Annotated in this window: 16 protein-coding genes and 1 riboswitch; of the genes, 7 read left to right on the top strand and 9 right to left on the bottom strand. The window is 69.2% G+C overall.

Annotated elements, in window-relative coordinates; all coding sequences use genetic code 11:
* Positions 1-28 precede the first annotated feature (28 nt).
* The 5 genes from J1C47_RS06560 to J1C47_RS06580 form a co-directional block, all read right to left on the bottom strand.
* Positions 29-481 carry a hypothetical protein gene (locus tag J1C47_RS06560; protein WP_207349940.1) on the bottom strand — a complete coding sequence of 151 codons (453 nt, stop codon included), beginning with the start codon at positions 479-481 and terminating at the stop codon, positions 29-31.
* Positions 482-530: 49 nt separating this feature from the next.
* Complete coding sequence (locus J1C47_RS06565) at positions 531-1,685, bottom strand: osmoprotectant NAGGN system M42 family peptidase (RefSeq protein WP_207349941.1); 1,155 nt, start codon at positions 1,683-1,685, stop codon at positions 531-533.
* Positions 1,686-3,494, bottom strand: coding sequence for an N-acetylglutaminylglutamine synthetase (gene ngg, locus J1C47_RS06570; RefSeq protein WP_207349942.1), 1,809 nt, complete (start codon positions 3,492-3,494; stop codon positions 1,686-1,688).
* 4 nt (positions 3,495-3,498) lie between these two features.
* On the bottom strand, positions 3,499-5,274 hold the full coding sequence (locus tag J1C47_RS06575; protein ID WP_207349943.1) for an N-acetylglutaminylglutamine amidotransferase: 1,776 nt from the start codon (positions 5,272-5,274) through the stop codon (positions 3,499-3,501).
* Between the two features lie 229 nt (positions 5,275-5,503).
* Positions 5,504-7,285 (bottom strand): sensor domain-containing phosphodiesterase, encoded by a 1,782-nt coding sequence (locus J1C47_RS06580; RefSeq protein ID WP_207349944.1) that lies wholly within the window; start codon positions 7,283-7,285, stop codon positions 5,504-5,506.
* 212 nt (positions 7,286-7,497) lie between these two features.
* A riboswitch (cobalamin riboswitch) is annotated at positions 7,498-7,752 on the top strand.
* Positions 7,753-7,946: 194 nt separating this feature from the next.
* On the opposite strand from J1C47_RS06580, the gene cobU reads away from it, so the two are divergent.
* The 5 genes from cobU to cobO all read left to right on the top strand — a co-directional run bounded on the left by cobU (position 7,947) and on the right by cobO (position 15,115).
* Positions 7,947-8,465, top strand: coding sequence for a bifunctional adenosylcobinamide kinase/adenosylcobinamide-phosphate guanylyltransferase (cobU, locus tag J1C47_RS06585; RefSeq protein WP_207349945.1), 519 nt, complete (start codon positions 7,947-7,949; stop codon positions 8,463-8,465).
* A 103-nt stretch (positions 8,466-8,568) separates the two neighbouring features.
* Entirely contained in the window at positions 8,569-9,678 is a 1,110-nt protein-coding gene (cobW, locus tag J1C47_RS06590; RefSeq protein ID WP_207349946.1) for a cobalamin biosynthesis protein CobW, read from the top strand.
* Positions 9,679-9,688: 10 nt separating this feature from the next.
* On the top strand, positions 9,689-13,981 hold the full coding sequence (gene cobN / locus J1C47_RS06595) for a cobaltochelatase subunit CobN (RefSeq protein WP_245396396.1): 4,293 nt from the start codon (positions 9,689-9,691) through the stop codon (positions 13,979-13,981).
* 31 nt (positions 13,982-14,012) lie between these two features.
* Positions 14,013-14,468: a GNAT family N-acetyltransferase gene (locus J1C47_RS06600; protein WP_207349948.1), complete on the top strand. Its 456-nt coding sequence runs from the start codon at positions 14,013-14,015 to the stop codon at positions 14,466-14,468.
* Between the two features lie 38 nt (positions 14,469-14,506).
* Entirely contained in the window at positions 14,507-15,115 is a 609-nt protein-coding gene (gene cobO / locus J1C47_RS06605) for a cob(I)yrinic acid a,c-diamide adenosyltransferase (RefSeq protein ID WP_207350053.1), read from the top strand.
* 181 nt (positions 15,116-15,296) lie between these two features.
* Here the strand turns inward: cobO and J1C47_RS06610 are convergent, their stop codons facing one another.
* Entirely contained in the window at positions 15,297-16,355 is a 1,059-nt protein-coding gene (locus tag J1C47_RS06610; protein ID WP_207349949.1) for a 3-carboxy-cis,cis-muconate cycloisomerase, read from the bottom strand.
* Entirely contained in the window at positions 16,352-17,161 is an 810-nt protein-coding gene (gene pcaD, locus J1C47_RS06615; protein WP_207349950.1) for a 3-oxoadipate enol-lactonase, read from the bottom strand. Before pcaD ends, J1C47_RS06610 begins: the two co-directional genes overlap by 4 nt.
* A 154-nt stretch (positions 17,162-17,315) precedes the next feature.
* On the opposite strand from pcaD, the gene J1C47_RS06620 reads away from it, so the two are divergent.
* Positions 17,316-18,266 (top strand): carbohydrate kinase family protein, encoded by a 951-nt coding sequence (locus tag J1C47_RS06620; RefSeq protein ID WP_207349951.1) that lies wholly within the window; start codon positions 17,316-17,318, stop codon positions 18,264-18,266.
* 189 nt (positions 18,267-18,455) lie between these two features.
* Here the strand turns inward: J1C47_RS06620 and J1C47_RS06625 are convergent, their stop codons facing one another.
* Entirely contained in the window at positions 18,456-19,244 is a 789-nt protein-coding gene (locus tag J1C47_RS06625; protein WP_207349952.1) for an outer membrane protein, read from the bottom strand.
* Between the two features lie 537 nt (positions 19,245-19,781).
* On the opposite strand from J1C47_RS06625, the gene J1C47_RS06630 reads away from it, so the two are divergent.
* A complete protein-coding gene (locus J1C47_RS06630; protein ID WP_207349953.1) occupies positions 19,782-20,228 on the top strand; it encodes a c-type cytochrome in 447 nt (148 codons plus the stop codon).
* Between the two features lie 159 nt (positions 20,229-20,387).
* On the opposite strand, the gene J1C47_RS06635 is transcribed toward J1C47_RS06630, so the two are convergent.
* The gene (locus J1C47_RS06635) at positions 20,388-21,332 is read right to left on the bottom strand and encodes a 2-hydroxyacid dehydrogenase (protein ID WP_207349954.1); all 945 of its coding nucleotides are present in this window, start codon (positions 21,330-21,332) and stop codon (positions 20,388-20,390) included.
* Positions 21,333-21,367 lie beyond the last annotated feature (35 nt).

Raw genomic sequence — 21,367 nt, forward strand, 5'->3', positions numbered from 1 at the left:
CCCGGCGACTGGCCCGGCGACCCGCAGGTCACTCCGGCGGCCCGAGGCGCGGCGTCTCGTCCTCGCCCTCGCGGAACTTCAGCCCGGCGGTCCAGCCGGCGCGGCGCGCTTCCTCCACCGCCTCCTCGCGGGCGGTGATCTCGTCCTCCAGCCGCTCGCGCATCTGGCGCTGCCGGCGCATGACGAGGCCGATGAGTAGCATCGCCGCCATCGACAGCACCGCGAAGGCCTGGCGCTTGTCGAGCTCGGCGACGGGGTCGGCGCCGATCAGCGCGGCGACGGCGATGAAGCCGAGAACGAAGACGAGGAGCACCGACCCGCGCGACAGGACCAGCGCGACGAGAAACACCAGGAGCACGGCCGCAGCCAGCGCCGCATGGGCCCGCGCCGCGACGACGAGGTCGCCGGACAGTGCGCCGAGAAGGACGAGGAGGTTCCACAACAGCCGCCCGGGGATTGCGACGATGTCGTCGACGCTCATGGGAGGGGAGGGCCTCTTCGTGTCGTTGCCGCGGCGGGGCTATGCGCGGCTATTCGGCGGGGTCGGTGTCGCTGGCGAGTTCCTGCGCCGCCTCGACGTCGGGCTGGCGGGTGAAGCCCTTCAGCCCGGCGTGGAAATTGCGGTCGCGCTCGATCTCCACCGGCGAGGTGAGATAGGCGGTGATCAGCTCGGCGAGCGAGCGCAGCGCGTGGACGTGGATGCGCTCGTAGCCGTGCGAGGCGTCGACGCCGAAGGTGATCAGCGCGGTGCGCACGTCGTGGCCGGCCTCGATCGCCGAGGCGGAGTCGGAACGGTAGTAGCGGAAGACGTCCTTCTGGTAGCGGATGTCCTCGTCCTGGCAGAGCCGCACCAGCTTCTTGGTCAGGTGATAGTCGAACGGCCCGGTCTGGTCGGCCATCGCGACGGTGACGCCGAATTCCGCCGAGTTCTGGCCCGGGGCAGAGGTGCCGTTGTCGACGGCGATCATCGAGGCGATGTCGGGGGTGAGGATCGAGGCCGCGCCGACGCCCACCTCCTCGGCGATGGTGAACAGCCAGTGGGTGTCGACGGGCGTCGACGTGCCGGCATCCTCCATCGCCTTGATCGCGGCGAGCATGACGGCGACGCCCGCCTTGTTGTCGAGATGGCGCGAGACGACGTAGCCGTTGTCGAGGAATTCCGGCTGCGGATCGATCGCCACCGTGTCGCCGACCTCGATGCCGAGCTTGGTCAGTTCCGTCAGGTCGCGCGACAGCGCGTCGACCCTCAGCTCGACATAGCCCCAGCCGACGGGAAGCGTGTCGATCTCCTCGTTGTAGGTGTGGCCGGAGGCCTTCAGCGGCAGGATCGTGCCGCGATAGGTGCCGGCGTCGGAAAACACCATGCAGCGGGCACCCTCGGCGAAACGCGCCGACCAGTGGCCGATCGGCACGAGCTCCAGCCGGCCGTTCTCCTTCAGCCGCTTCACCTGGGCGCCGAGCGTGTCGAGGTGGCTGACCACGGCCCGCGCCGAAGCCCGGCGGGAGCCCTGGCGCAGCGCCGAGATCGCGCCGCGCCGGGTGAGCTCGACCTTGAGGCCGAGCCGCTCCAGTTCCTGCGCGACGTGGCGCACCACGGTATCGGTGTAGCCGGTGGGACTTGGAATTCTCAGGAGCGCCTTCAGCTGCTCGGTCAGATACTCGGTATCGATCGTAAGCCTCGGCACTCAGTCCTCCCTTCGCGACCTCTGCTGCTGCGAGCGCGCCGCCCGCACCGAAAATGGCACCGACAGCGGGAACAGAAGGTCGACGAACCGTTCCGCAGTCGGCTGCGGCTCGTGATTGGCAAGGCCCGGCCGCTCGTTCGCCTCGATGAACACGTAGTCCGGCAGGGCCGGCGACTTGATCATCAGGTCGATGCCGGTCACCGGTATCTCAATTGCCCGCGCCGCCGCAACCGCCGCTTCGACGAGCGCCGGGTGGATGTCGCCGGTGACGTCGTGAATTGTGCCGCCGGTGTGGAGGTTCGCGGTCTTGCGGACGGTGATCCGCTCGCCCTCTTCCGGCACGTCGTCCATGCCGTGGCCGGACTGTCTGACGCAGCGCTCGGTCTCGGCGTCCATCGGCACCTTGCTCTCGCCGCCGGTCGCGGCCGAGCGCCGGCGCGACAGGTGCTCGATGAGCTCCCTGATGCTCGAACGGCCGTCGCCGGTGATCACCGGCGGCTTGCGCAGCGCCGCGGCGACGAGGCGGTAGTCGATGACGATCAGCCTGAGATCGTCGCCCTGGAAGCACGCCTCCAAAAGGACCGTCTCGGAATGCTTGCGGGCCGCCTCGATCGCCGCCTTCGCGTCTTCCAGACTCTCGATGCCGACCGAGATGCCGCGGCCCTGCTCGCCGCGCGCCGGCTTGACGACGATCTGGCCGTGCTTCTCGATGAAGGCGGCGACGGCTTCGTCGTCGCTGCCGGCCGGGATCTGTTCGGGCACCCGGACGCCCGCCGCCTCGACCAGACGCCGCGTCACCGTCTTGTCGTCGCAGATCGACATGGCGACGGCGGTGGTCAGTTCCGAGAGGCTCTCGCGGCAGAGCACCGTCCGCCCGCCATGGGTCAGGCGGAAGAAGCCGCCGGCGGCGTCCACCACTTCGGTGTGGATGCCGCGCCGCCGCGCCTCGTCGACGATGATCCGGGCATAGGGGTTCAGCCCCTCGTAGTCGTCGTTCGGGCCGGTGAAGAGCTTCTCGTTGATCTCGTTCTTGCGCTTGATCGTGAAGTAGGAGACCCGGACGAAGCCGAGCTTCTCGTAGAGCGCGATGGCCTTGTCGTTGTCGTGCATGACCGACAGGTCCATGAAGGCGCAGCCGCGCGCCTGGAAGTGCTCGGCGAGCCGGCGCACCAGGCTCTCGCCGATGCCGGGATGGGTCGCCTGCGGATCGACGGCGAGGCACCACAGCGACGAGCCGTTCTCCGGATCGCCGAAGGCGCGCTTGCCGTGGACGCCGGTGACGGTGCCGAGGATCGCGCCGGTGGTCTCGTCCTCGGCGACGAAATAGGTCAGCGCCCGGTTGTCGCGGTTCGACCAGAAGAACGCCGGATGCACCTGCACCATGCCGCGGGACTGGTAGATGCGGTTGACTTCGGTGGCGTCCTCCTCGGAGGCGAGGCGGCGGATGAAGAAGCCGCGCGGCCGGCGGTTGCCCTGCTTGTAGGTTGAAAGGTCGAGCCGGTAGGTGTGGGACGGATCGAGGAACAACTCCTGCGGCGCGTGGCTGAGGAGGACGTGCGGATCCTTGACGTAGAAGGCGATGTCGCGCCGGTCCGGCCCCTCCTCGCGCAGCGAATTGGCGAGCTCGCGCGGATCGGCGAAGGTCTGGCCGAAGACGAGGCGCCCCCAGCCGCAATCGAGGATGGCGTTCTGCCTCAGACCGTCCGAATCGGCCCTGGCGCGCACCGCCGAGCCGTTGGGCCCCGAGGCGCGCAGCTTCTCGAGCCGGTGGTCCCTGCGCGGGCGGTCGGCCTGCCTCTCGCCTGCCATGAAATCAGACCCCCTGTTCCTGCAGCCAGAGTTCGAGGAGCGCGACCTGCCAGAGTTCCGAGCCGCGCAGCGGGGTGATGTGGTCGGCGGGATTGGCGAAGAGCTCGTCGAGATAGCTCTTCTGGAACAGCCCGCGGGAGGTCGCGGCCTGGCTGGTCAGCGTGTCGCGGACCATGTCGAGATAGGGCCCGGAGATGTATTTCAGCTGCGGCACCGGGAAGTAGCCCTTCTTGCGGTCGATGACTTCCGAGGGAACGACCTGCCGCGCGACCTCCTTGAGGACGCCCTTGCCCTCCTGCTTCAGCTTCTCCTCGGCCGGCACCCTGGCCGCGAGCTCGACGAGTTCGTGATCAAGGAAGGGCACCCGCGCCTCGAGGCCCCAGGCCATGGTCATGTTGTCGACGCGCTTGACCGGATCGTCGACCAGCATGACGTGGGCGTCGACCCTCAGCGCCTTGTCGACCGGGTTCTCGGCGCCGGCCATGGCGAAGTGCTTCGCCACGAAGTCGCGGGAGACGTCTTCCTCGGTCATCCACTCGGGGGCGATCTGGCCCTTCAGCGTCGCGTGGCTGCGGTCGAAGAACGCCCTCGAATAGGCGGCGAGCGGATCGTTGGCGCCGACCATCTTCGGATACCAGTGATAGCCGCCGAAGACCTCGTCGGCCCCCTGGCCGGACTGCACCACCTTGATGTGCTTGGAGACCTCGCGCGAGAGCAGGTAGAAGCCGACATTGTCGTAGGAGACCATCGGCTCGGACATCGCCCGGATGGTGCCCGGCAGATGCTCCATCAGCTCCGAGCCCGGCACGAAGATCTTGTGATGCTCGGTGCCGTAGTGTTTGGCGATGATGTCGGAGAACTCGAATTCGTTGCCGACCTCGCCATTGGCGTCCTCGAAGCCGATCGAGAAGGTGTTGAGGTCCTTCTGCCCGGCTTCCGCGAGAAGCCCGACGATCAGCGAGGAGTCGACGCCGCCCGATAGGAGCACGCCGACCGGCACGTCGGCGACCATGCGCCGGTCGACGGCGAGCTTCAGCGCATCCATGACGAGATCGCGCCAGTCGGTCGGCGACAGCTTCTCGTCGCCGGGGCGCGGCGCAAAGTCCGGCGCCCAGTAGACCTGGTCGTCGAAGGAACCGTCCGGCTCGATCATCCGCGTCGTCGCCGGGGGCAGTTTGCGGATGCCCTTGACGATGGTCAGCGGCGGCGGGACCACAGCGTGGAAGGTCATGTAATGGTGCAGCGCCGCGCGGTCGATCGAGCGGTCGACGTCGCCCGTCGCAAGGATCGCCGGCAGCGAGGAAGCGAGATAGAGCCGCTTGTCGTTTTGCGAGAGATAGAGCGGCTTGATGCCGAAGCGGTCGCGCGCCAGCATCACCCGGCCGCTCTCCCGCTCGGCGATGGCGAAGGCGAACATGCCGTGGAAGCGCTTCACGCAGTCGCGGCCCCAGGCGTGATAGGCCTTGACGATGACTTCCGTGTCGCCGGTCGAGAAGAAGCGGTAGCCCTTGCCCTCCAGCTCCTGCCTGAGTTCGGGATAATTGTAGATGCAGCCGTTGAAGGCGATGGTCAGCCCCAGCTCGGGGTCGACCATCGGCTGCTGCGCCTTTTCGGAAAGATCGATGATCTTCAGCCGGCGATGGCCGAGGCCGATCGGTCCGCGCAGCACCTGCCCCGCCCCGTCGGGGCCGCGCGGGGCGAGACAGTCTCCCATGCGCTGCAGCCGTTCGCCCGAGGCCGTCGTTCCGTCGAAGCGAATCTCACCGCATATCCCGCACATGAAGCCACTGTCTCCCGTCGATCCGTCAAACTCACCATGATGTCGATCGGGGGAGATATAGAGCCGCTGCGCAAACGAGAACCGTCGCGGCGGCATGTTTTTGCGCTGCGGTAGCGCCGGAGGCCGCCGCGGCCGCGGTCGGCCGGACGGTCATGCGGCGGTCATGGGCGGGGAAGGCGAGGGCGGAGGGCGGCGGGAGGGCGGGGCGGCGCGCCTTCGCGCCGCGGCGTCAGGCGCTGCGCAGGGCGAGGCCCTGCGGCCGGTGCCAGATGCGTTCGATGACGTCCGCCGGCTCCGGCTTCGAGAACAGAAAGCCCTGTCCCTCGATGCCCGCCTCGCGGGCGACGACGGCCCGCTGCTCCTCGGTCTCGATGCCTTCCGCGACGACGTCGAGGTTCAGCTTCTTCGCCAGCGAGATCAGCGCGGTGACGATCGTCAGATCGTCGGGCTTGCGGATCATGTCGGCGATGAAGGACCGGTCGATCTTGATGCAGGAGACGGGGTAGCTGCGGAGCGCCGAGAGCGACGCGAAGCCGGTGCCGAAGTCGTCGAAGGCGATCCCGACGCCCATCTCGCGGAGCTGGCGGACCTGGGCGAAGATCTTCGGATCGTCGCCGAGGAAGATCCGCTCGGTCATTTCGAGCCGCAGCGCCTGCGGCGGCAGGCGATGCCGCGACAGCGCCTCGCGCACCCGCATGACCAGCGTCCCCGGCCGGAACTGCAGCTCGAACAGATTGACGGCGATGGAGAACTCGGGATCGAAGCGCCCTCGCCACAGGGCCGCCTGCCGGCACGCCTCGTCGATGACCCAGGCGCCGAGATCGACGGCGAGATGGCTCTTCTCGAGCACCGGCAGGAACAGCGCCGGCGACAGCACGCCGCGATAGGGATAGTTCCAGCGCAGGAGCGCCTCGGCGCCGGTCCAGCGGCCGTCGGCGAGCCGCACGATCGGCTGGTAGTAGAGCTGGAAGGCGCCGTCTTCCCAGGCGTCCTGCATTTCGAGGACGACGTCGCCGCGGTCGCGGGCGACGTTGCGCATGCTGCGGGTGAACAGCCGGTGGCAGTTCCGTCCGTCCTGCTTGGCCCGGTACATGGCGAGATCGGCATTGCCGACGAGCTGCATCGCCTCGGTCTCGTAGGAGCGCAGCACGACGCCGACGCTGGCGCCGAAATTGACGACGTGGCCCTGCAGGGTGATCGCCTCGCCGAGCCGCGCGACGACGGCCTCGGCGAGCCGCGTCACCTCGATCGGGTCGGCGGTGCCGTCGACGAACACGACGAACTCGTCGCCGCCGAGCCGCGCGATGGTCCGGTCGTCGCGGGCAAATTCCCTGAGCCGGCCGGCGACGAGGGCCAGCGCTTCGTCGCCGCAGCCATGGCCGAGCGAATCGTTGATCTGCTTGAAGCCGTCGAGGTCGATGAGAAGCACCGAGGACGCCCGGTCGGCCTCGAGCGAGGCCTTGATCGTCTCCACCAGGAAGCCGCGGTTGCGCAGGCCGGTGAGCGGGTCGTATTTCGCCTCGTCGACGACCGAGACGAGCTCCATGTGTTCGACGGCGAGCGCCGCGAGATCGGCGAGAAGCTCGCCGTCACGGGCGCTGAACTTGCGCGGGCGGGTATCGAGCAGGCAGAGCGCGCCGATCGCATGGCCGCAGGGCGTGACCAGCGGCGCGCCGGCGTAAAAGCGCAGATGCGGCTTGCCGGCGACCACCGGATGGTCCGTGAAGCGCGCGTCCTTCGACAGGTCGTGGACGACCATGAGCTCGTGGCTGGCGACGGGATAGCGGCAGAAAGTCTCCTCGCGCCGCCGGTCCTGGCCGTACCGGCCCACGTGCACGTGACAGACCTGCATCTCGTCGTGATGGGTGGTGAGGTTGACGTGGGCGAAGCCGAAGATCGTGGACGCCAGCTTGACGACGCGCTCGAGCTTTTCCCCGAACAGCGCGCCGCTGCGCCGATAGCGCTCGACGGCCGCGCGCCGGGCGATTTCCTCAGGGTCGATCGTGGTCATCGTTCCGGTGCTCCGGCAGGGATTCGAGGCGATGCGGTGCCGAAGCGGAAGTCTGCGCCGAAGGGGTTGAGATTTCCTTTGGCCACTGATTGTTTCAGATGCAGTGAACACAACCGGAGGAAGAGGGAGGCGCCGTCCTGCCCCGGATTGCGCCGCCGGGAGCGCGGATGCTACTCTCTCGAGGCTCCGGTTCGGCGCGGCACTGCGCCGCAGCGATCCGGACGAAGGACGGTTCCCCTCCCGTTGGCGCGGGCTGGGGCGAAGAGGGAATGCGACGGGCCGACCCAATCCGGGGGCCTTCATCGCAGCCGACCCCGCGACTGTAGAGCGGCGAGAGATGCGTCACCGGCCCGGCATGCGCGACCAGCGTTCCGGTGTCCGGAAAGCCACTGGAGGCGACTCCGGGAAGGCGAGACGGATGTCGACGACCCGCGAGCCAGGAGACCTGCCGGCCTTTTTGAAACGCCGACCCGCTTCGGGCGGCCGTCACGGAGGTTGATACGACCATGACGACGCACATCCTCGATCGCCCGGCCGCGCCGCGCTGCCGCCGCGCCGCGCCGTGCCTCGGGCGGGACCGGTTCCCGGCCGCCGGGCCCGGCCGCTGACCGCGACGGTCGCCGGACGAGAGCCCGCCCCGGCAATCCGCGCAAGGCCCGTCGTGCCTCCCGGCATCAGCTTCGTTCTCGGCGGCGCGCGTTCCGGCAAGAGCGCCTTTGCCGAACGCCTCGTTTCGGCGAGCGGTCTCGCGCCGGTCTATATCGCCACCGGCCGCGCCTTCGACGCCGAGATGGACGTGCGTATCGCGCTCCACCGCCAACGACGCGGCGGGGACTGGCGCACGGTTGAGGCGCCGATCGACCTTGCCGGCGCGCTCGCAAGCGAGGCCGGGCCCGGGCGGATGGTCCTCGTCGACTGCCTGACGCTCTGGGTGACCAACCTGATGCTGGAGGAGCACGACGTCGAGGCGGATGCCGCGGCGCTCTTCGAGCGGCTGGCGGCAGGCCTTGCCGGGCCGGTGGTCTTCGTCGCCAGCGAGGTCGGCCTCGGCATCGTGCCGGACAATGCGATGGCGCGCCGCTTCCGCGACCATGCGGGCCTCGTCAACCAGCGTGTCGCGGCGCTGGCCGACGCGGTCCATTTCGTCGCCGCCGGCCTGTCGATGCAGCTGAAGGGGTGAGCGCCGACGCCGCTCGCGCCGCACCAGGACTTGAACAGATGAAACCGCGGCGGCGGCGGCCCCTCGGCCGGACCGTCGCGCCGAAAAAACCCAGGAGGCAACCATGCCCGCCCAGAAGATCCCCGCCACCGTCATCACCGGCTTCCTCGGAGCCGGCAAGACGACGCTGATCCGCAACCTGCTCGAAAATGCCGGCGGCCGGAAGATCGCCCTGATCATCAACGAATTCGGCGATCTCGGCGTCGACGGCGGCATCCTCAAGGGCTGCGGCATCGAGACCTGCGGCGAAGACGACGTCGTCGAGCTGAACAACGGCTGCATCTGCTGCACCGTCGCCGACGACTTCATCCCGGCGATGGAAAAGCTGCTGCGGCGCGAGACGCCGCCCGACCACATCGTCATCGAGACCTCGGGCCTGGCGCTGCCGCAGCCGCTGGTCGCCGCCTTCAACTGGCCGCAGGTCAAGACGCAGGTGACGGTCGACGGCGTCGTCACGGTGATCGACGCCGCCGCAGTCGCCGCCGGGCGCTTCGCCGAGGACGAGGCGAAGGTCGCGGCGCAGCGCGCCGCCGATGAAAGCCTCGACCACGACAACCCGCTCGAGGAACTCTTCGAGGACCAGATCCGCGCCGCCGATCTCGTCGTCCTCAACAAGGCCGATCTCATCGACCGGGACACGCTGGAAAAGGTCCGCAAGGAGACCGCCGCGGCCACCGACCGCACGGTGAAGACCGTCGCCGCCGAGAACGGCAAGCTGCCGGCCGACGTGCTCCTCGGCATCGCCGCCGGCACCGAGGCGCTGATTTCCGGACGCAGGTCGCATCACGAGATCGAGCACGAAGGCGGCGCCGAGCACGATCACGACGAGTTCGAGAGCTTCGTCGCCGCGGCCGGACCGCTCGCCGACCAGAAGGCCTTCGTCGAGGGCCTGAAGGCGCTGATCGGCGCCCACGACATCCTGAGGCTGAAGGGCTTCGCCGACGTTCCCGGCAAGCCGATGCGCCTCGTCGTCCAGGCCGTCGGCCAGCGCATCGAGACCTATTTCGACCGGCCCTGGGGCAAGGACGAGACGCGGGCGACGAAGCTCGTCGTGATCGGCCTCCATGACGGTCTCGACCAGGCGACCACGGCGGCGATCGCCGGCCGCATCGAAGCGCTCGCGGCGGGGGAAGCCGGCGAGGCGCCGGCGATGCCCTCGACGGCGGCCGAATAGGGAGCCCCGCTTGCATCTCCTCCTCGCCCAGAAGGGTGCGATCGACGACGGCGGCGAGGCGGTGGATCTCGGCCAGTCGCCCGGCGCGATCGTGTTTCTCTCCGCCGCCGACACCGAGATCGCGGCGCTCGCCGCGGCGGCGCATCGGCTCGGCTTCGGACCTTCCGATCTGCGCCTCGCCAATCTCCTGCGTCTCAAACACCCGATGTCCGTCGACACCTATGTGGCACGGACGCTCTGCCGGGCGAAGCTGGTGGTGGTGCGGCTCCTCGGCGGCGCCGCCTACTGGCCCTACGGCCTCGACGCCCTGCTGGCGAACGCCCAGGCGACCGGCGGCAGGCTGGCGGCGATCCCCGGCGACGACAAGCCGGACCAGGGCCTCGACGCCTTCACGACGATCCCTGTCGAAGAGCGCGACCGGCTCTGGCGCTATCTGGTCGAGGGCGGCCCTGCCAATGCCGAGGGCTTCCTGCTCGCTTGCCGGGCCTTTCTCGGGGAAGGGGATTGGCCGGGCGATGCGACACCGCTGCTGAAGGCGGGGGTGATCGGGTTTGCAGGAGACGGCGGCGCGGGGCGCCCCCCTCTGGCTTGCAAGCCATCTCCCCCGCAAGGGGGGAGATCAGGCCGCGGCACGGAAGGCGCCCCTAACGATCGGGCCACTCTTCACCCTGACCCGGCAAACAAGGATGCCGCGGGCGAACGAGGTCCGATCTCCCCCCTTGCGGGGGAGATGTCCGGCAGGACAGAGGGGGGTGGAGGCGACGTTGATCGCAGCGGTAACGGTTTGGAACGGATCCCGGGTCAAGCCCGGGATGACGAGACTGAGGCCCGGGACGCCGACGCTGGCGGGAAGCCCCTCGCCGCCATCGTCTGCTATCGCGCGCTGGTGCAGAGCGGCCAGACGGGGCCCGTCGAGGCGCTGGCGGAGGCGATGGCCGGGCGCGGCCTCGACGTGCTGCCGGTTTATGTCTCCAGCCTGAAGGACCCGGTCTCGGTCGCAACCCTGCGGGAACTGTTCGCCCGCCGCCGGCCCGCCGTCGTCGTCAACCTCACCGGCTTTGCCGTTTCCTCGCCGGCCACGGGGCCGGGTGCCGCGCGAAAGCCGACGGTGCTCGAAGAACACGGCGCCGTCGTCATCCAGGCGGTGCTGGCGAGCGGCTCGGAAGCGGCGTGGCGGCAATCCAGTCAGGGCCTGTCGGCGCGCGACCTCGCCATGAGCGTCGCCCTGCCGGAACTCGACGGGCGGGTTCTCTCCCGCGCCGTCGCCTTCAAGTCGGCCGGGACCTGGGACGCTCTGACCGAGACCGACATCGTCGCCCATCGCGCCGTGCCGGACCGGGTGGGGTTCGTCGCCGAGCTCGCGGCCCGCTGGGCGCGGCTGCGGACGAAGCCGAATGCCGACAAGCGCATCGCCGTCCTTCTCGCCAACTATCCGAACCGCGACGGGCGGCTCGGCAACGGCGTCGGCCTCGACACGCCGGCGGGGACCGTCGAGGTCCTGAAGGCAATGCGGGCGGCCGGCTATCCGGTCTTTGGGGTGCCGGAGACCGGCAACGCGCTGATCGACCATCTGATGGCCGGGCCCACCAATGCGGGACTGGCGGCACGCGAGATCCGCGAGGTCATGCCGGTCGACGCCTACCGGGCCTTCCTCGCCGGCCTGCCGGCCGCCCTGCGGCAGGCCGTGAACGAACGTTGGGGGTCGCCCGAGCGTGATCCTTTCCTCGTCGAAGCAAATGGTAAGCCGGCTTTTGCGCTGCCGCTGGCGCGGTTCGGCGCGGCGCTGGTCGGCATCCAGCCGGCGCGCGGCTACAATGTCGATCCGAAGGAGACCTACCACTCTCCGGATCTCGTGCCGCCGCACAACTATCTGGCGCTCTACGCCTTCCTGCGCGAGGTCGCCGATGTCGACGCGGTGATCCACATGGGCAAGCACGGCAATCTCGAATGGCTGCCGGGCAAGGCGCTGGCGCTGTCAGAGACGTGTTTTCCCGAGGCGGTGTTCGGCCCGCTGCCGCATCTCTACCCCTTCATCGTCAACGATCCCGGCGAGGGGACGCAGGCCAAGCGCCGGACCGCGGCCGTCATCGTCGACCATCTGACGCCGCCGCTGACCCGGGCCGAGACCTACGGGCCGCTGAAGGACCTCGAGGCGCTCGTCGACGAATACTACCAGGCGGCGGGGGGCGATCCGCGGCGGCTGGCGCTTCTGAAGACGGGGATCCTCGATCTCGTCCGCGACATCGGCCTCGACGCCGATGCGGGGATCGGCAGGGGCGAGGAGGACGACGCCGCGCTGACCAAGATCGACGCCTATCTCTGCGATCTGAAGGAGATGCAGATCCGCGACGGGCTGCACGTCTTCGGCGTCGCGCCCGAGGGCCGGCTTCTCACCGACCTCGTCGTCGCGCTGGCGCGCCTGCCGCGCGGCAGCGAACCGGGCGACGCCTCGCTCACCCGGGCGCTCGCGGCGGATCTGGGGCTGTGTGGGGCCGCTGCGGTTGAACGGGGCGGGGATTTGCACTCTTCCAACATTGGCGCCGGGCACCCCCCTCTGTCCTGCCGCACATCTCCCCCACAAGGGGGGAGATCAGGCGGTGTTGACGGTGGCTCGCTTCCTGATCCGTTGGGTGTATCAGCCTCTGAAGCAAAGGGCGCCGGTCTCGAACGAGGTTCTATCTCCCCCCTTGTGGGGGAGATGCCCGGCAGGGCAGAGGGGGGTGCAGCCGCCGCCCAAGTGTCAGCCGAGCGGTACGCCGCAGCCGCAAAACCATTTGACGCCCTCGACTGCGACATGGCGGCACCGTGGGAGGGGCCGCGTCCACAGGTTCTCGCGCGCCTGTCCACAGACCCGTGGCGCACCGCCGGCGACACGGTGGAGCGGCTCGAAGCCCTCGCGGCAAACCTCGTCGCGGGCGAATTCCCGCCGGATGTCCGCTGGCAATCCACAGCCGCCGTCCTCGGCGCGGTGGAATCGCGGCTGAAGCCGGCCGTCGCCGCCTCCGGCCGCGCGGAGATCGCCGGCCTGCTCGAAGGGCTCGCCGGCCGCTTCGTCGCGCCCGGCCCGTCCGGCGCGCCGACGAGGGGCCGGCCGGACGTGCTGCCGACCGGCCGGAACTTCTATTCCGTCGACACCCGGGCGGTGCCGACCGAGACCGCCTGGCAACTCGGCAGGAAGTCGGCCGAGCTTCTCGTCACCCGCCACCTGCAGGATCACGGCGAGTGGCCGACTTCCCTCGGCCTGACCGCCTGGGGCACCTCCAACATGCGGACCGGCGGCGACGACGTCGCGCAGGCGCTGGCGCTGATCGGGGCGAAACCGGTCTGGGACCGTGCGTCGCGCCGGGTGACGGGCTACGAGATCGTCACGCTTGCCGAATTGGGGCGGCCGCGCGTCGACGTGACCCTGCGCATCTCCGGCTTCTTCCGCGACGCCTTTCAGGACCAGATCGCGCTGTTCGACCGGGCGGTCCGCGCCGTCGGCGCACTCGACGAGGAGGCGGCGGACAATCCTCTCGCCGCGCGGATGCGCCTGGAGAAGGCGGCGCTGGTCGAGGCCGGGGCGAGCGAAGCCGAGGCGGAAAAGCGCGCCGGCTTCCGGGTCTTCGGTTCGAAGCCCGGGGCCTATGGCGCCGGGCTGCAGGCGCTGATCGACGAAAAGGGCTGGACGGACAGGGCCGACCTCGCGACGAGCTATCTCGTCTGGGGCTCCTATGCCTATGGCGCCGATGCGGAGGGCGAGGCGGAGCGGCAGACCTTCGAGCAGCGGCTCTCGGGCATCGAGGCGGTCGTCCAGAACCAGGACAACCGCGAGCACGACCTGCTCGATTCCGACGACTACTACCAGTTCGAGGGCGGCATGACCGCGGCGGTCGAACATCTCTCCGGCGCCCGCCCGGCCGTCTATCACAACGACCATTCGCGGCCGGAGCGGCCGGTGGTCCGCACGCTGGAGGAGGAGATCGGCCGGGTGGTGCGGGGCCGGGTGGTCAATCCGAAATGGATCGCCGGCGTCATGCGCCACGGCTACAAGGGCGCCTTCGAGATCGCCGCGACGGTCGACTACATGTTTGCCTTCGCCGCGACGACGGGGGCGGTGCGCGACCATCATTTCGAGGCGGCCTGGAACGCCTTCGTCGCCGACGAGCGGGTCGCCGGCTTCCTCGCGGAGAACAACCCCGCGGCGCTCGCCGAGATTCGCGAGCGCTTCGCCGAGGCGGTGGAGCGGGGCCTGTGGACGCCGCGCTCGAACTCCGCCCTTTCCGACCTCGCCGGGATGCGCCGACGCGCCGCCGGGGCTTGAAGCGATGCCGCCGCCGCTCCATGACGCTGTCATGACGCCGACCATCCACCGCCTCGACCTTCCGGAGACCGCGCATCGCGCCCGCATCGTCGCACCGCTCGCCGAGCACGCCACCGCCGGGAACTTCGCCTTCGCGCCGCGCTTCCTCACGCTGGCGCTTCAGGACGACGCCGGCATCGACGGCGGGCTGATCGCCCAGATCTACTGGAACTGGATGTGGATCGAGATCCTCGCCGTGCCGGAGCGCTGGCGCGGCCGCGGCCTCGGCCGGGCGCTGATCGAACGCGCCGAGAGCGTGGCGCGCGAGGCGGGCTGCGCCGGCATCTGGGTCGACACCTATTCCTTCCAGTCGCCGGGCTTCTACGAGCGGCTCGGCTACCGGCCCTTCGGCCGGCTTCCCGACTATCCCGCCGGCGAGAGCCGCATCTTCTTCGCCAAGCTGCTGGCCGAAGACGACGAACCCACACGACCGGAGAAGGCTGCATGAACGACGCGCCGGCGACACGCCCGAAGGCCACGGACGGCATGAGCGAAGAGGAGCTCGACGCCCGCCACGCCGAGAAGATGAAGAAAAAGAAGGCGGCGCGCGACAAGATCCTCGCGACCAAGACGATCGAGAAGGGCCTCCTCATCGTCCACACCGGCAAGGGCAAGGGCAAGTCGACGGCGGCCTTCGGTCTGGTCTTCAGGGCGCTGGGCAACGGCATGAAGGTCGGCATCGTGCAGTTCGTCAAGGGCAAGTGGGAGACCGGCGAGCGCCACGCCCTCGAGCGGTTTCCCGGCGAGGTGACGATCACCGCGATGGGCGACGGCTTCACCTGGGAGACCCAGGACCGCCAGCGCGACATCCAGGCGGCGCGGGCCGCCTGGGAGCGGGCGAAGGCGATGATCATCGACGAGGAGCACGACATGGTGCTGCTCGACGAGATGAACATCGTGCTTCGCTACGACTATCTCGACATCGCCGAGGTGGTGGACTTCCTGAAGGGACGGCCCGACAGGAAGCATGTCGTCGTCACCGGCCGCAACGCCAAGGACGAGCTGATCGAGCTCGCCGACCTCGTCACCGAGATGGAGATGGTCAAGCATCCGTTCCGCGCCGGGGTGAAGGCGCAGAAGGGCATCGAGTTCTGAGCCGGGCCCGCCCCGCGCCGGGCCGGGCGTCCGATGTCGCCGCCGCGGCGCGGTCCATACCGACGGGCGAAGACGCTGTCCGCGTCCGCCCGTCGAACACATGTGGATTTTCAATGCGAAGCCAAAGGCTTGGTGAAAATCCAGTTAAGGAACCAAGAGCCATTTCCAATGCCTCTTGGTATCAGCCCCCGGCCAGCGACAGCTTGCCGAGAAGCTCCTGCGCCGTGCGGGTGGCGGCGCCCGCCGCCATCGCCATCTGCGGCAGGATCATCCATTCCAGCGTCCAGGCGGCGCCCGAGCGCTCGTTCTCGTGGACCAGCGCCTGGTGCATGCCGGAGACCAGGGTGGCGTTGAAGCGGGCGAGCGCGACGAGGATCTCGGCCCCGACCGGATTGTTCTTGTGGGGCATGGCCGAGGAGCCACCGCCGCCGGAAAGCTCAAGTTCCCCGACCTCGCTCTGCAGCGACAGCGCCGCGTCCTGGCCGAACTTGCCGAGCGCGCCGGTGATCAGCGAGAACCAGCCGGCGAGTTCGGCGATGCCGTCGCGTTCGCAATGCAGCGAGGCAGGCGCCGGATGGAGCCCGAGGCGTGTCGCGACGCCGGCCGCCACCGCCTCGGCGGCATCGCCGAAGCCGCGCCGGTCGCCGACGGCGCCGCCGATCCGGAGCGCGAAGGCGCGCGGCGCGATCTCCTCGCGCCGCAGGCGGCAGCGCAGCAGCGGATCGGTCCAGGCGGCGATCTTGCGGGAAAAGCGCGTCTCCTTCGCCGCCTGCATGCGGGTATGGGCCATCACCGGCCGGTCGCCGTCAGCCAGGTTCCACCGCGTGAAACCGTCGCAGAGGACGGCGAGACGCCGGTCGAGCGCGAGCGAGACGCCCTGCATGCGCATGGCGAGCGATGCGTCGATCGCGTCCTGGCTGGTCGCCCCGAGATGCAGGGCCTTGCCGGCGTCTTCGCCGAGCCCCGCGCGAAGCTCGGCGAGAAGCCCCGGCACCACGACGCCGTCGCGGGCGGTCGCCTGCCCGAGCGCCGCAAGATCCGGCGCGTAGGCCGCCGTGCGGCTGCGGATCGCCGCGACATCGTCTTGCGAGACGAGGCCGGCCTCCTGCTGCGCCGCGGCCAGCGCCAGCTCGAAATCCACCATCGCCGCGATGTCGGCGGCGGCGGTGAAGTAGCTCGCGATCTCCTCGTCGCCGAGGAGCGGGCCGAGGAAGGGGTGCCCGAAGACGCAGGCGCTCACGCGGCGGCCTTTGCGCCGAACACCGCGTCGGCGAAGCCGCCGACCAGCCGGACCGTCGCCTCCGGCTGTTCGATCGGCGGCAGGTGGCCGGCGCCCGCCACCACTTCGAATCGCGACCCTGCGACGAGGTCGGCGCAGGATTTCACGAGATCCGGCGGCGTCGAGCCGTCCTGATCGCCGACCATCAGGAGGGTCGGGATCGCGAGCTTCCTCGCGGTTTCGGTGTAGTCGGCGTCGCGCAGCGCCGCGCAGGAGCCGAGATAGCCGGGAAGGGGCGAATTCAGCAGCATGTTGGAATAGCCGGTGAAGGCAGGATTGTCCGGCGTGCGGAAGCCGGGCGTGAACCAGCGCGAAAGGATCTGCGGGGCGATCGCGCCGATCCCGTCCTTCTCGATCGCGGCGATGCGGGCGTCCCAGCTCTCGGCGTCGCCGATCTTGTGGGCGGTGTCCATCAGGACGAGGCCGGCGAGGCGGGTCTCGTCGAGCGCGGCGAGGCCGAGCGCGATCTCGCCGCCGATCGAGAGGCCGACGACGAGGCAGCTCGGGACGAGGTGATGGTCGAGCAGCGCCAGGAGATCGGCGGCGTGGTCCTCCATGCGGTAGGGCGGCGGCGGGACCTCCGAGAGCCCGTGGCCGCGCTTGTCGTAGCGGATGATCCGGTAGCGGCCGGAAAACGCCGCGGCGACGTCGTTCCAGATCCTGAAGTCGGTGCCGAGCGAATTGACGAGGACGATCGTCGGCGCGCCGCTCTCCGGCCCCTCGACCTGGTGATGGATGACGATGCCGTTGATGCGGTCGAAGGGCATGGCGGGTTCCGGTTGCGATGGATTGTTTCCGGGATGATAGGAACCGGCGAAGGCGAAGGAACCCCTCGCGGCAGCCGACGGCTCTTTTCGGGACGGGACAATTTTGCTAGCGGCTTCGGCAGCGTCCGGGCGAACCGGAAGGGGAGAGCCGCGAATGTTCCTGAGCTGCGGAGATTGCCTGTTCGATCTGTTTGCCGTGCCGACGGAGGACGTCGCCACGGTGGCCCTGTCCGGCCGGATCGGCGGCTCGCCTCTCAACGTCGCCCTCGGCCTCGCACGGCTCGGCCACCATGCGGGCTATTTCACCAAGATGTCGGGCGATCTGTTCGGCGAGAAGATCCGCGCCTTCATGGAGCGCGAGGCGATCGACCAGCGCTTCCTGATCCCGACCGACCGGCAGACGACGCTCGCCATGGTGTCGCTGTCGGCCGAGGGCTCGGCGAGCTACGCCTTCTACATCGAGGGGACGGCCGACCGCTCGATCGAGCCCGACGAGGTGCCGCAGAGCTTCCCACCGGAGGTCGAGGCGATCCACGTCGCGTCCTATTCGACGGTGACGGAGCCGACCGGCGCGGCGCTGGCGCGGCTGGTGCGCCAGGAGGCGCCGAGCCGCTTCATCTCCTACGACCCGAACATCCGTTCCTCGATCGAGCCGGACCTCGACGTCTGGCGGGCCAAGGTCGCCGAACTCGTCCCCTTCGCCGGCCTCGTCAAGGCGAGCGAGGAGGACATCGCCCAGCTCTATCCCGGCCGCGCCGTCGACACCGTGGTCGGCGAGTGGCTGGCGGCGGGCGCGGGAATGGCCGTCGTCACCCTCGGCGAGCACGGCGCGATCGGCGAGACCAGCGGCGGCGTCGCCGTGAAGGTTCCCGGCCGGGCCATCCGGGTCGAGGACACGGTCGGCGCCGGCGACACCTTCCAGGCGGCCATGCTCGCCGGGCTGAAGGAGCGCGGCGCCCTGTCGCGGTCGGCGATCGCCGGCTTTACCCGGACGGATGCCGAGGGTCTTCTGGCCTTCGCGGTCGAGGCCGCGGCGATCACCTGCACGCGCAAGGGCGCCGACCTGCCACGCCGGGAGGATCTCGGGCTGCCGCCGCTCGCCTGACCTGCGCGTAACGGGCTCGCCCGTCTGAAGACACACCCGCAAACGCAAGAATGCCGGCGGAGGGGCTCCGCCGGCATTCTTCCTCATATCAGACGGCCGAGGGGGTGGGGCCGTCCGATCCGATCGGTGCGCACCGGCCCCGCCGGGGCCGGTACAGTCGCCCGAGCCCCGCCGCAGGCGGCGGAGCGATCAGTTGAAGTGATACGCCGCCTTGGCCCAGACCGTGTGGAAGTCGAGGTCCTTGTCGTCGTTGCTCTTGAACTCGACGCTGTTGACGCCGTTGCTGCCGCTGACCGTCGCCGAGTTCTTGCCGAGGTTGGTGTAGAGATATTCGACGCCGAAGGAGAGGTTCTGCGTCGCCATCACGTCGACGCCGCCGCCGACCGTGTAGCCGACCTTGGAGCTGTCGGTGCTGGTATCGAAGTTGTAGCCGGCAAATTCCGAACCCGCCGCCGTCGACGGCGTCGAGACGTCGGTCTTCACGTCGGCATAGGCAAGACCGCCCGAACCGTAGACGAGGACGTTGTCGAAGGCGTAGCCGAGCCGGCCGCGCACCGTGCCGAGATAGTCGAGCTTGGTCTGCGACGAGATGTCGGTGCCGCCCGGCGTCGAGTAGGTCGTGTCCTTCTCGCGGTCGATGTAGTTGAAGTCGGCGGTGGCGCCGAGGACGACGTTGTTGCCGAACTGGTAGTCGTAGCCGATGTTGGCGCCGCCGATGAAGTTGCCGTCCAGGTCGTAGTTGCTGGCGCCGCCGCCGAGCGTCGCGCTGGTGCCCGGATCGAAATTCGCCTCGCCCTCGTCACCGCCGAAGACGCCGCCGGCCTGCACGCCGAGGCTGAGGCCGGTCCAGGTCGTGGTCTGGGCGACCGGTTCGATGGCGATCGGGGCGGGTGCCGGCGGCTCCGGCGCAATGATGTCGGCAGCCATCGCCGGGGTTGCGAAGGCGGCGGTGGCGAGAAGCAGTGCAAAACGCTTCATGGGTACTCTCCTTTGTCGCATCTGCGACGACTGGGCAGGGGTGAGACCGCCTGCTCGTGACGGATTCGGAAGGCTCTGGTCCGAATTCGGCGACGATCCCTGATCAGTTCGGGTGGCTGAATGATGGCAGGAATACGGTCATATTTTCACTGTTGCCCTTTGGCCTCACTTGGCGCCCGGTCGCGCCGGGAATGGCCGATTCCTCGCCCCTAACCCTTCATATTTTCATAAAATTTTTGGTGAATGAAGGATTAAACGAGGAGTTTCATGGGTTTACGACTATGGCAGAAATGTGGGGACTAAATTCCCATGCGTAAGAGTTAATGCATTGCGGCGATCGACCTTGACGGCCGTGCCGGCGGCCTGTGAAGGCCGGCAAGCCCCGCGGCGGCGGGGCAGCGGAGCGGCGCGGGGTGCGTTCGCCCGGCACATTGGATTCGTTCGAAACTCTGATTGCCAAGCCGGGGCTTCGCCCAATATGGTCGTCCCAGTGGGTGCTGGACCAACCTCTCCAACATCACACGAAAGGGAGGACACATGCGTAAGGTCAGTCTCGTCATCGCCGGCACGGCGCTGCTTTTCGCCGCCGGGGCGGCATCGGCTCAGGACATGGGTGATCCTGCGGCCGGCGAGAAGGTTTTCAACAAGTGCAAGGCCTGCCACGCCATCGGCGAGGGCGCCAAGAACAAGATCGGCCCCGAACTCAACGGCATCGTCGGCGACAAGCCGGGCGCCGGCCGCGGCGGCTACAGCTTCTCCAAGCCGTTCCAGGAATGGGCCTCCGACAAGAAGGCCTGGAACGAGGAACTGCTGACGACGTGGATTTCCGATCCGCGCGGCACCGTCAAGGGCACCAAGATGGCCTTTGCCGGTCTCAAGAAGCCCGACGAGTTGAAGAACGTCATCGCCTATCTGGCGAGCTTCGACGAGCAGGGCGGCAAGCAGGATCCCGTTGAGGCCCTGAAGGCTGCCGCGGCGAGGTGACCGAAGGCCCGGGGCGAACCAGCCGCCGGGCAGCTTTTTAAAAAAGGGCGGGCCGCCGGGGGGCGGGCCGCCCTTTTCAATGTCCGCTCGCCGTCGACGGGTCGGGCGGCCGGGACTTCCGGCGCCGTTCCGCGCCGGCGCCATCCCGTTCGCCGGGCGTCAGACGACGCGGCTGATCAGCGGCTCGCCGCGCAGATGGGCGACGAGGTTGCGCACCACCAGACGGCCCATGGCCGCGCGGGTCTTGTGGGTCGCCGAGCCCTGATGCGGCAGGAGCACGACGTTTTCGAGGGCGCGCAGGCGCTCCGGCACCTTCGGCTCCTCGGCGAAGACGTCGAGGGCGGCGCCGCCGAGGCCGCCGGTCTCGAGAAGCTCGATCATCGCCGGTTCGTCGACCAGCGAGCCGCGCGCGACGTTGACGAGCTTGCCCTTCGGCCCGAGCGCCGTCAGCACGGCGCGGTCGACGAGACCCTTGGTCTCGGCCGAGCCCGGCGCGATCACCACCAGCCAGTCGACGGCGGCGGCCATTTCGGCAAGGTCCGGATAGTGCGGAAAGGGGACGTGCTCCTGCCGCGTGCGGCCGTGATAGACCACCTCCATGTGAAAGGCCTGGGCGAGCCGGGCGATCGCCTTGCCGATCCGGCCGAGGCCGAGGATGCCGACGCGGCTGCCGGTGAGTTCGTCGGTCAGCGCGAACGGCCCTTCCGCCTCCCAGCGCCCCTGCCGCACGTAGCGGTCGGCCTGGGGCAGGCGGTGGGCGAGCGCCAGCATCAGGCCGAGCGTCACCTCGGCGACGCAGTCGTTGAGGACGTCGGGCGTATTGGTGACGGCGACGCCGTGCTCCTTCGCCGCCTCGACGTCGACCGCGTCGTAGCCGACGCCGAAGGAGGCGATCAGCTCCAGCTTCGGCAGCGCCGCGATCATCTCGCGCGAGGCGCCGTGATGGCCGCCCGTCGCGACGAAGCGCGTGGTCGGGGCGAGGCTTTCAAGCAGCGCCGGCTTGTCCTTCGCCTCGAAATAGCGGTGCAGGGTGAACTCCTTCTCCAGCGCCGCGGTGACGGGCTCGGCGTAGGGGCAGACCTGCAGGAGATCGGGTTTGGCCATGAAAAGACGGTTCCTTCGTGGTTCGGGCGAGCGAT

This window comes from Jiella sonneratiae, assembly GCF_017353515.1.
Lineage (GTDB): Bacteria > Pseudomonadota > Alphaproteobacteria > Rhizobiales > Rhizobiaceae > Jiella > Jiella sonneratiae.

Excerpts from the sequence above, each read along its gene's own strand:
- J1C47_RS06560 (WP_207349940.1), bottom strand. The coding sequence starts at position 481 with ATGAGCGTCGACGACATCGTCGCAATCCCCGGGCGGCTGTTGTGGAAC.
- ngg (WP_207349942.1), bottom strand. The coding sequence starts at position 3,494 with ATGGCAGGCGAGAGGCAGGCCGACCGCCCGCGCAGGGACCACCGGCTC.
- J1C47_RS06575 (WP_207349943.1), bottom strand. The coding sequence starts at position 5,274 with ATGTGCGGGATATGCGGTGAGATTCGCTTCGACGGAACGACGGCCTCG.
- J1C47_RS06580 (WP_207349944.1), bottom strand. The coding sequence starts at position 7,285 with ATGACCACGATCGACCCTGAGGAAATCGCCCGGCGCGCGGCCGTCGAG.
- cobW (WP_207349946.1), top strand. The coding sequence starts at position 8,569 with ATGCCCGCCCAGAAGATCCCCGCCACCGTCATCACCGGCTTCCTCGGA.
- J1C47_RS06600 (WP_207349948.1), top strand. The coding sequence starts at position 14,013 with ATGACGCCGACCATCCACCGCCTCGACCTTCCGGAGACCGCGCATCGC.
- cobO (WP_207350053.1), top strand. The coding sequence starts at position 14,507 with ATGAGCGAAGAGGAGCTCGACGCCCGCCACGCCGAGAAGATGAAGAAA.
- pcaD (WP_207349950.1), bottom strand. The coding sequence starts at position 17,161 with ATGCCCTTCGACCGCATCAACGGCATCGTCATCCATCACCAGGTCGAG.
- J1C47_RS06620 (WP_207349951.1), top strand. The coding sequence starts at position 17,316 with ATGTTCCTGAGCTGCGGAGATTGCCTGTTCGATCTGTTTGCCGTGCCG.
- J1C47_RS06625 (WP_207349952.1), bottom strand. The coding sequence starts at position 19,244 with ATGAAGCGTTTTGCACTGCTTCTCGCCACCGCCGCCTTCGCAACCCCG.
- J1C47_RS06630 (WP_207349953.1), top strand. The coding sequence starts at position 19,782 with ATGCGTAAGGTCAGTCTCGTCATCGCCGGCACGGCGCTGCTTTTCGCC.
- J1C47_RS06635 (WP_207349954.1), bottom strand. The coding sequence starts at position 21,332 with ATGGCCAAACCCGATCTCCTGCAGGTCTGCCCCTACGCCGAGCCCGTC.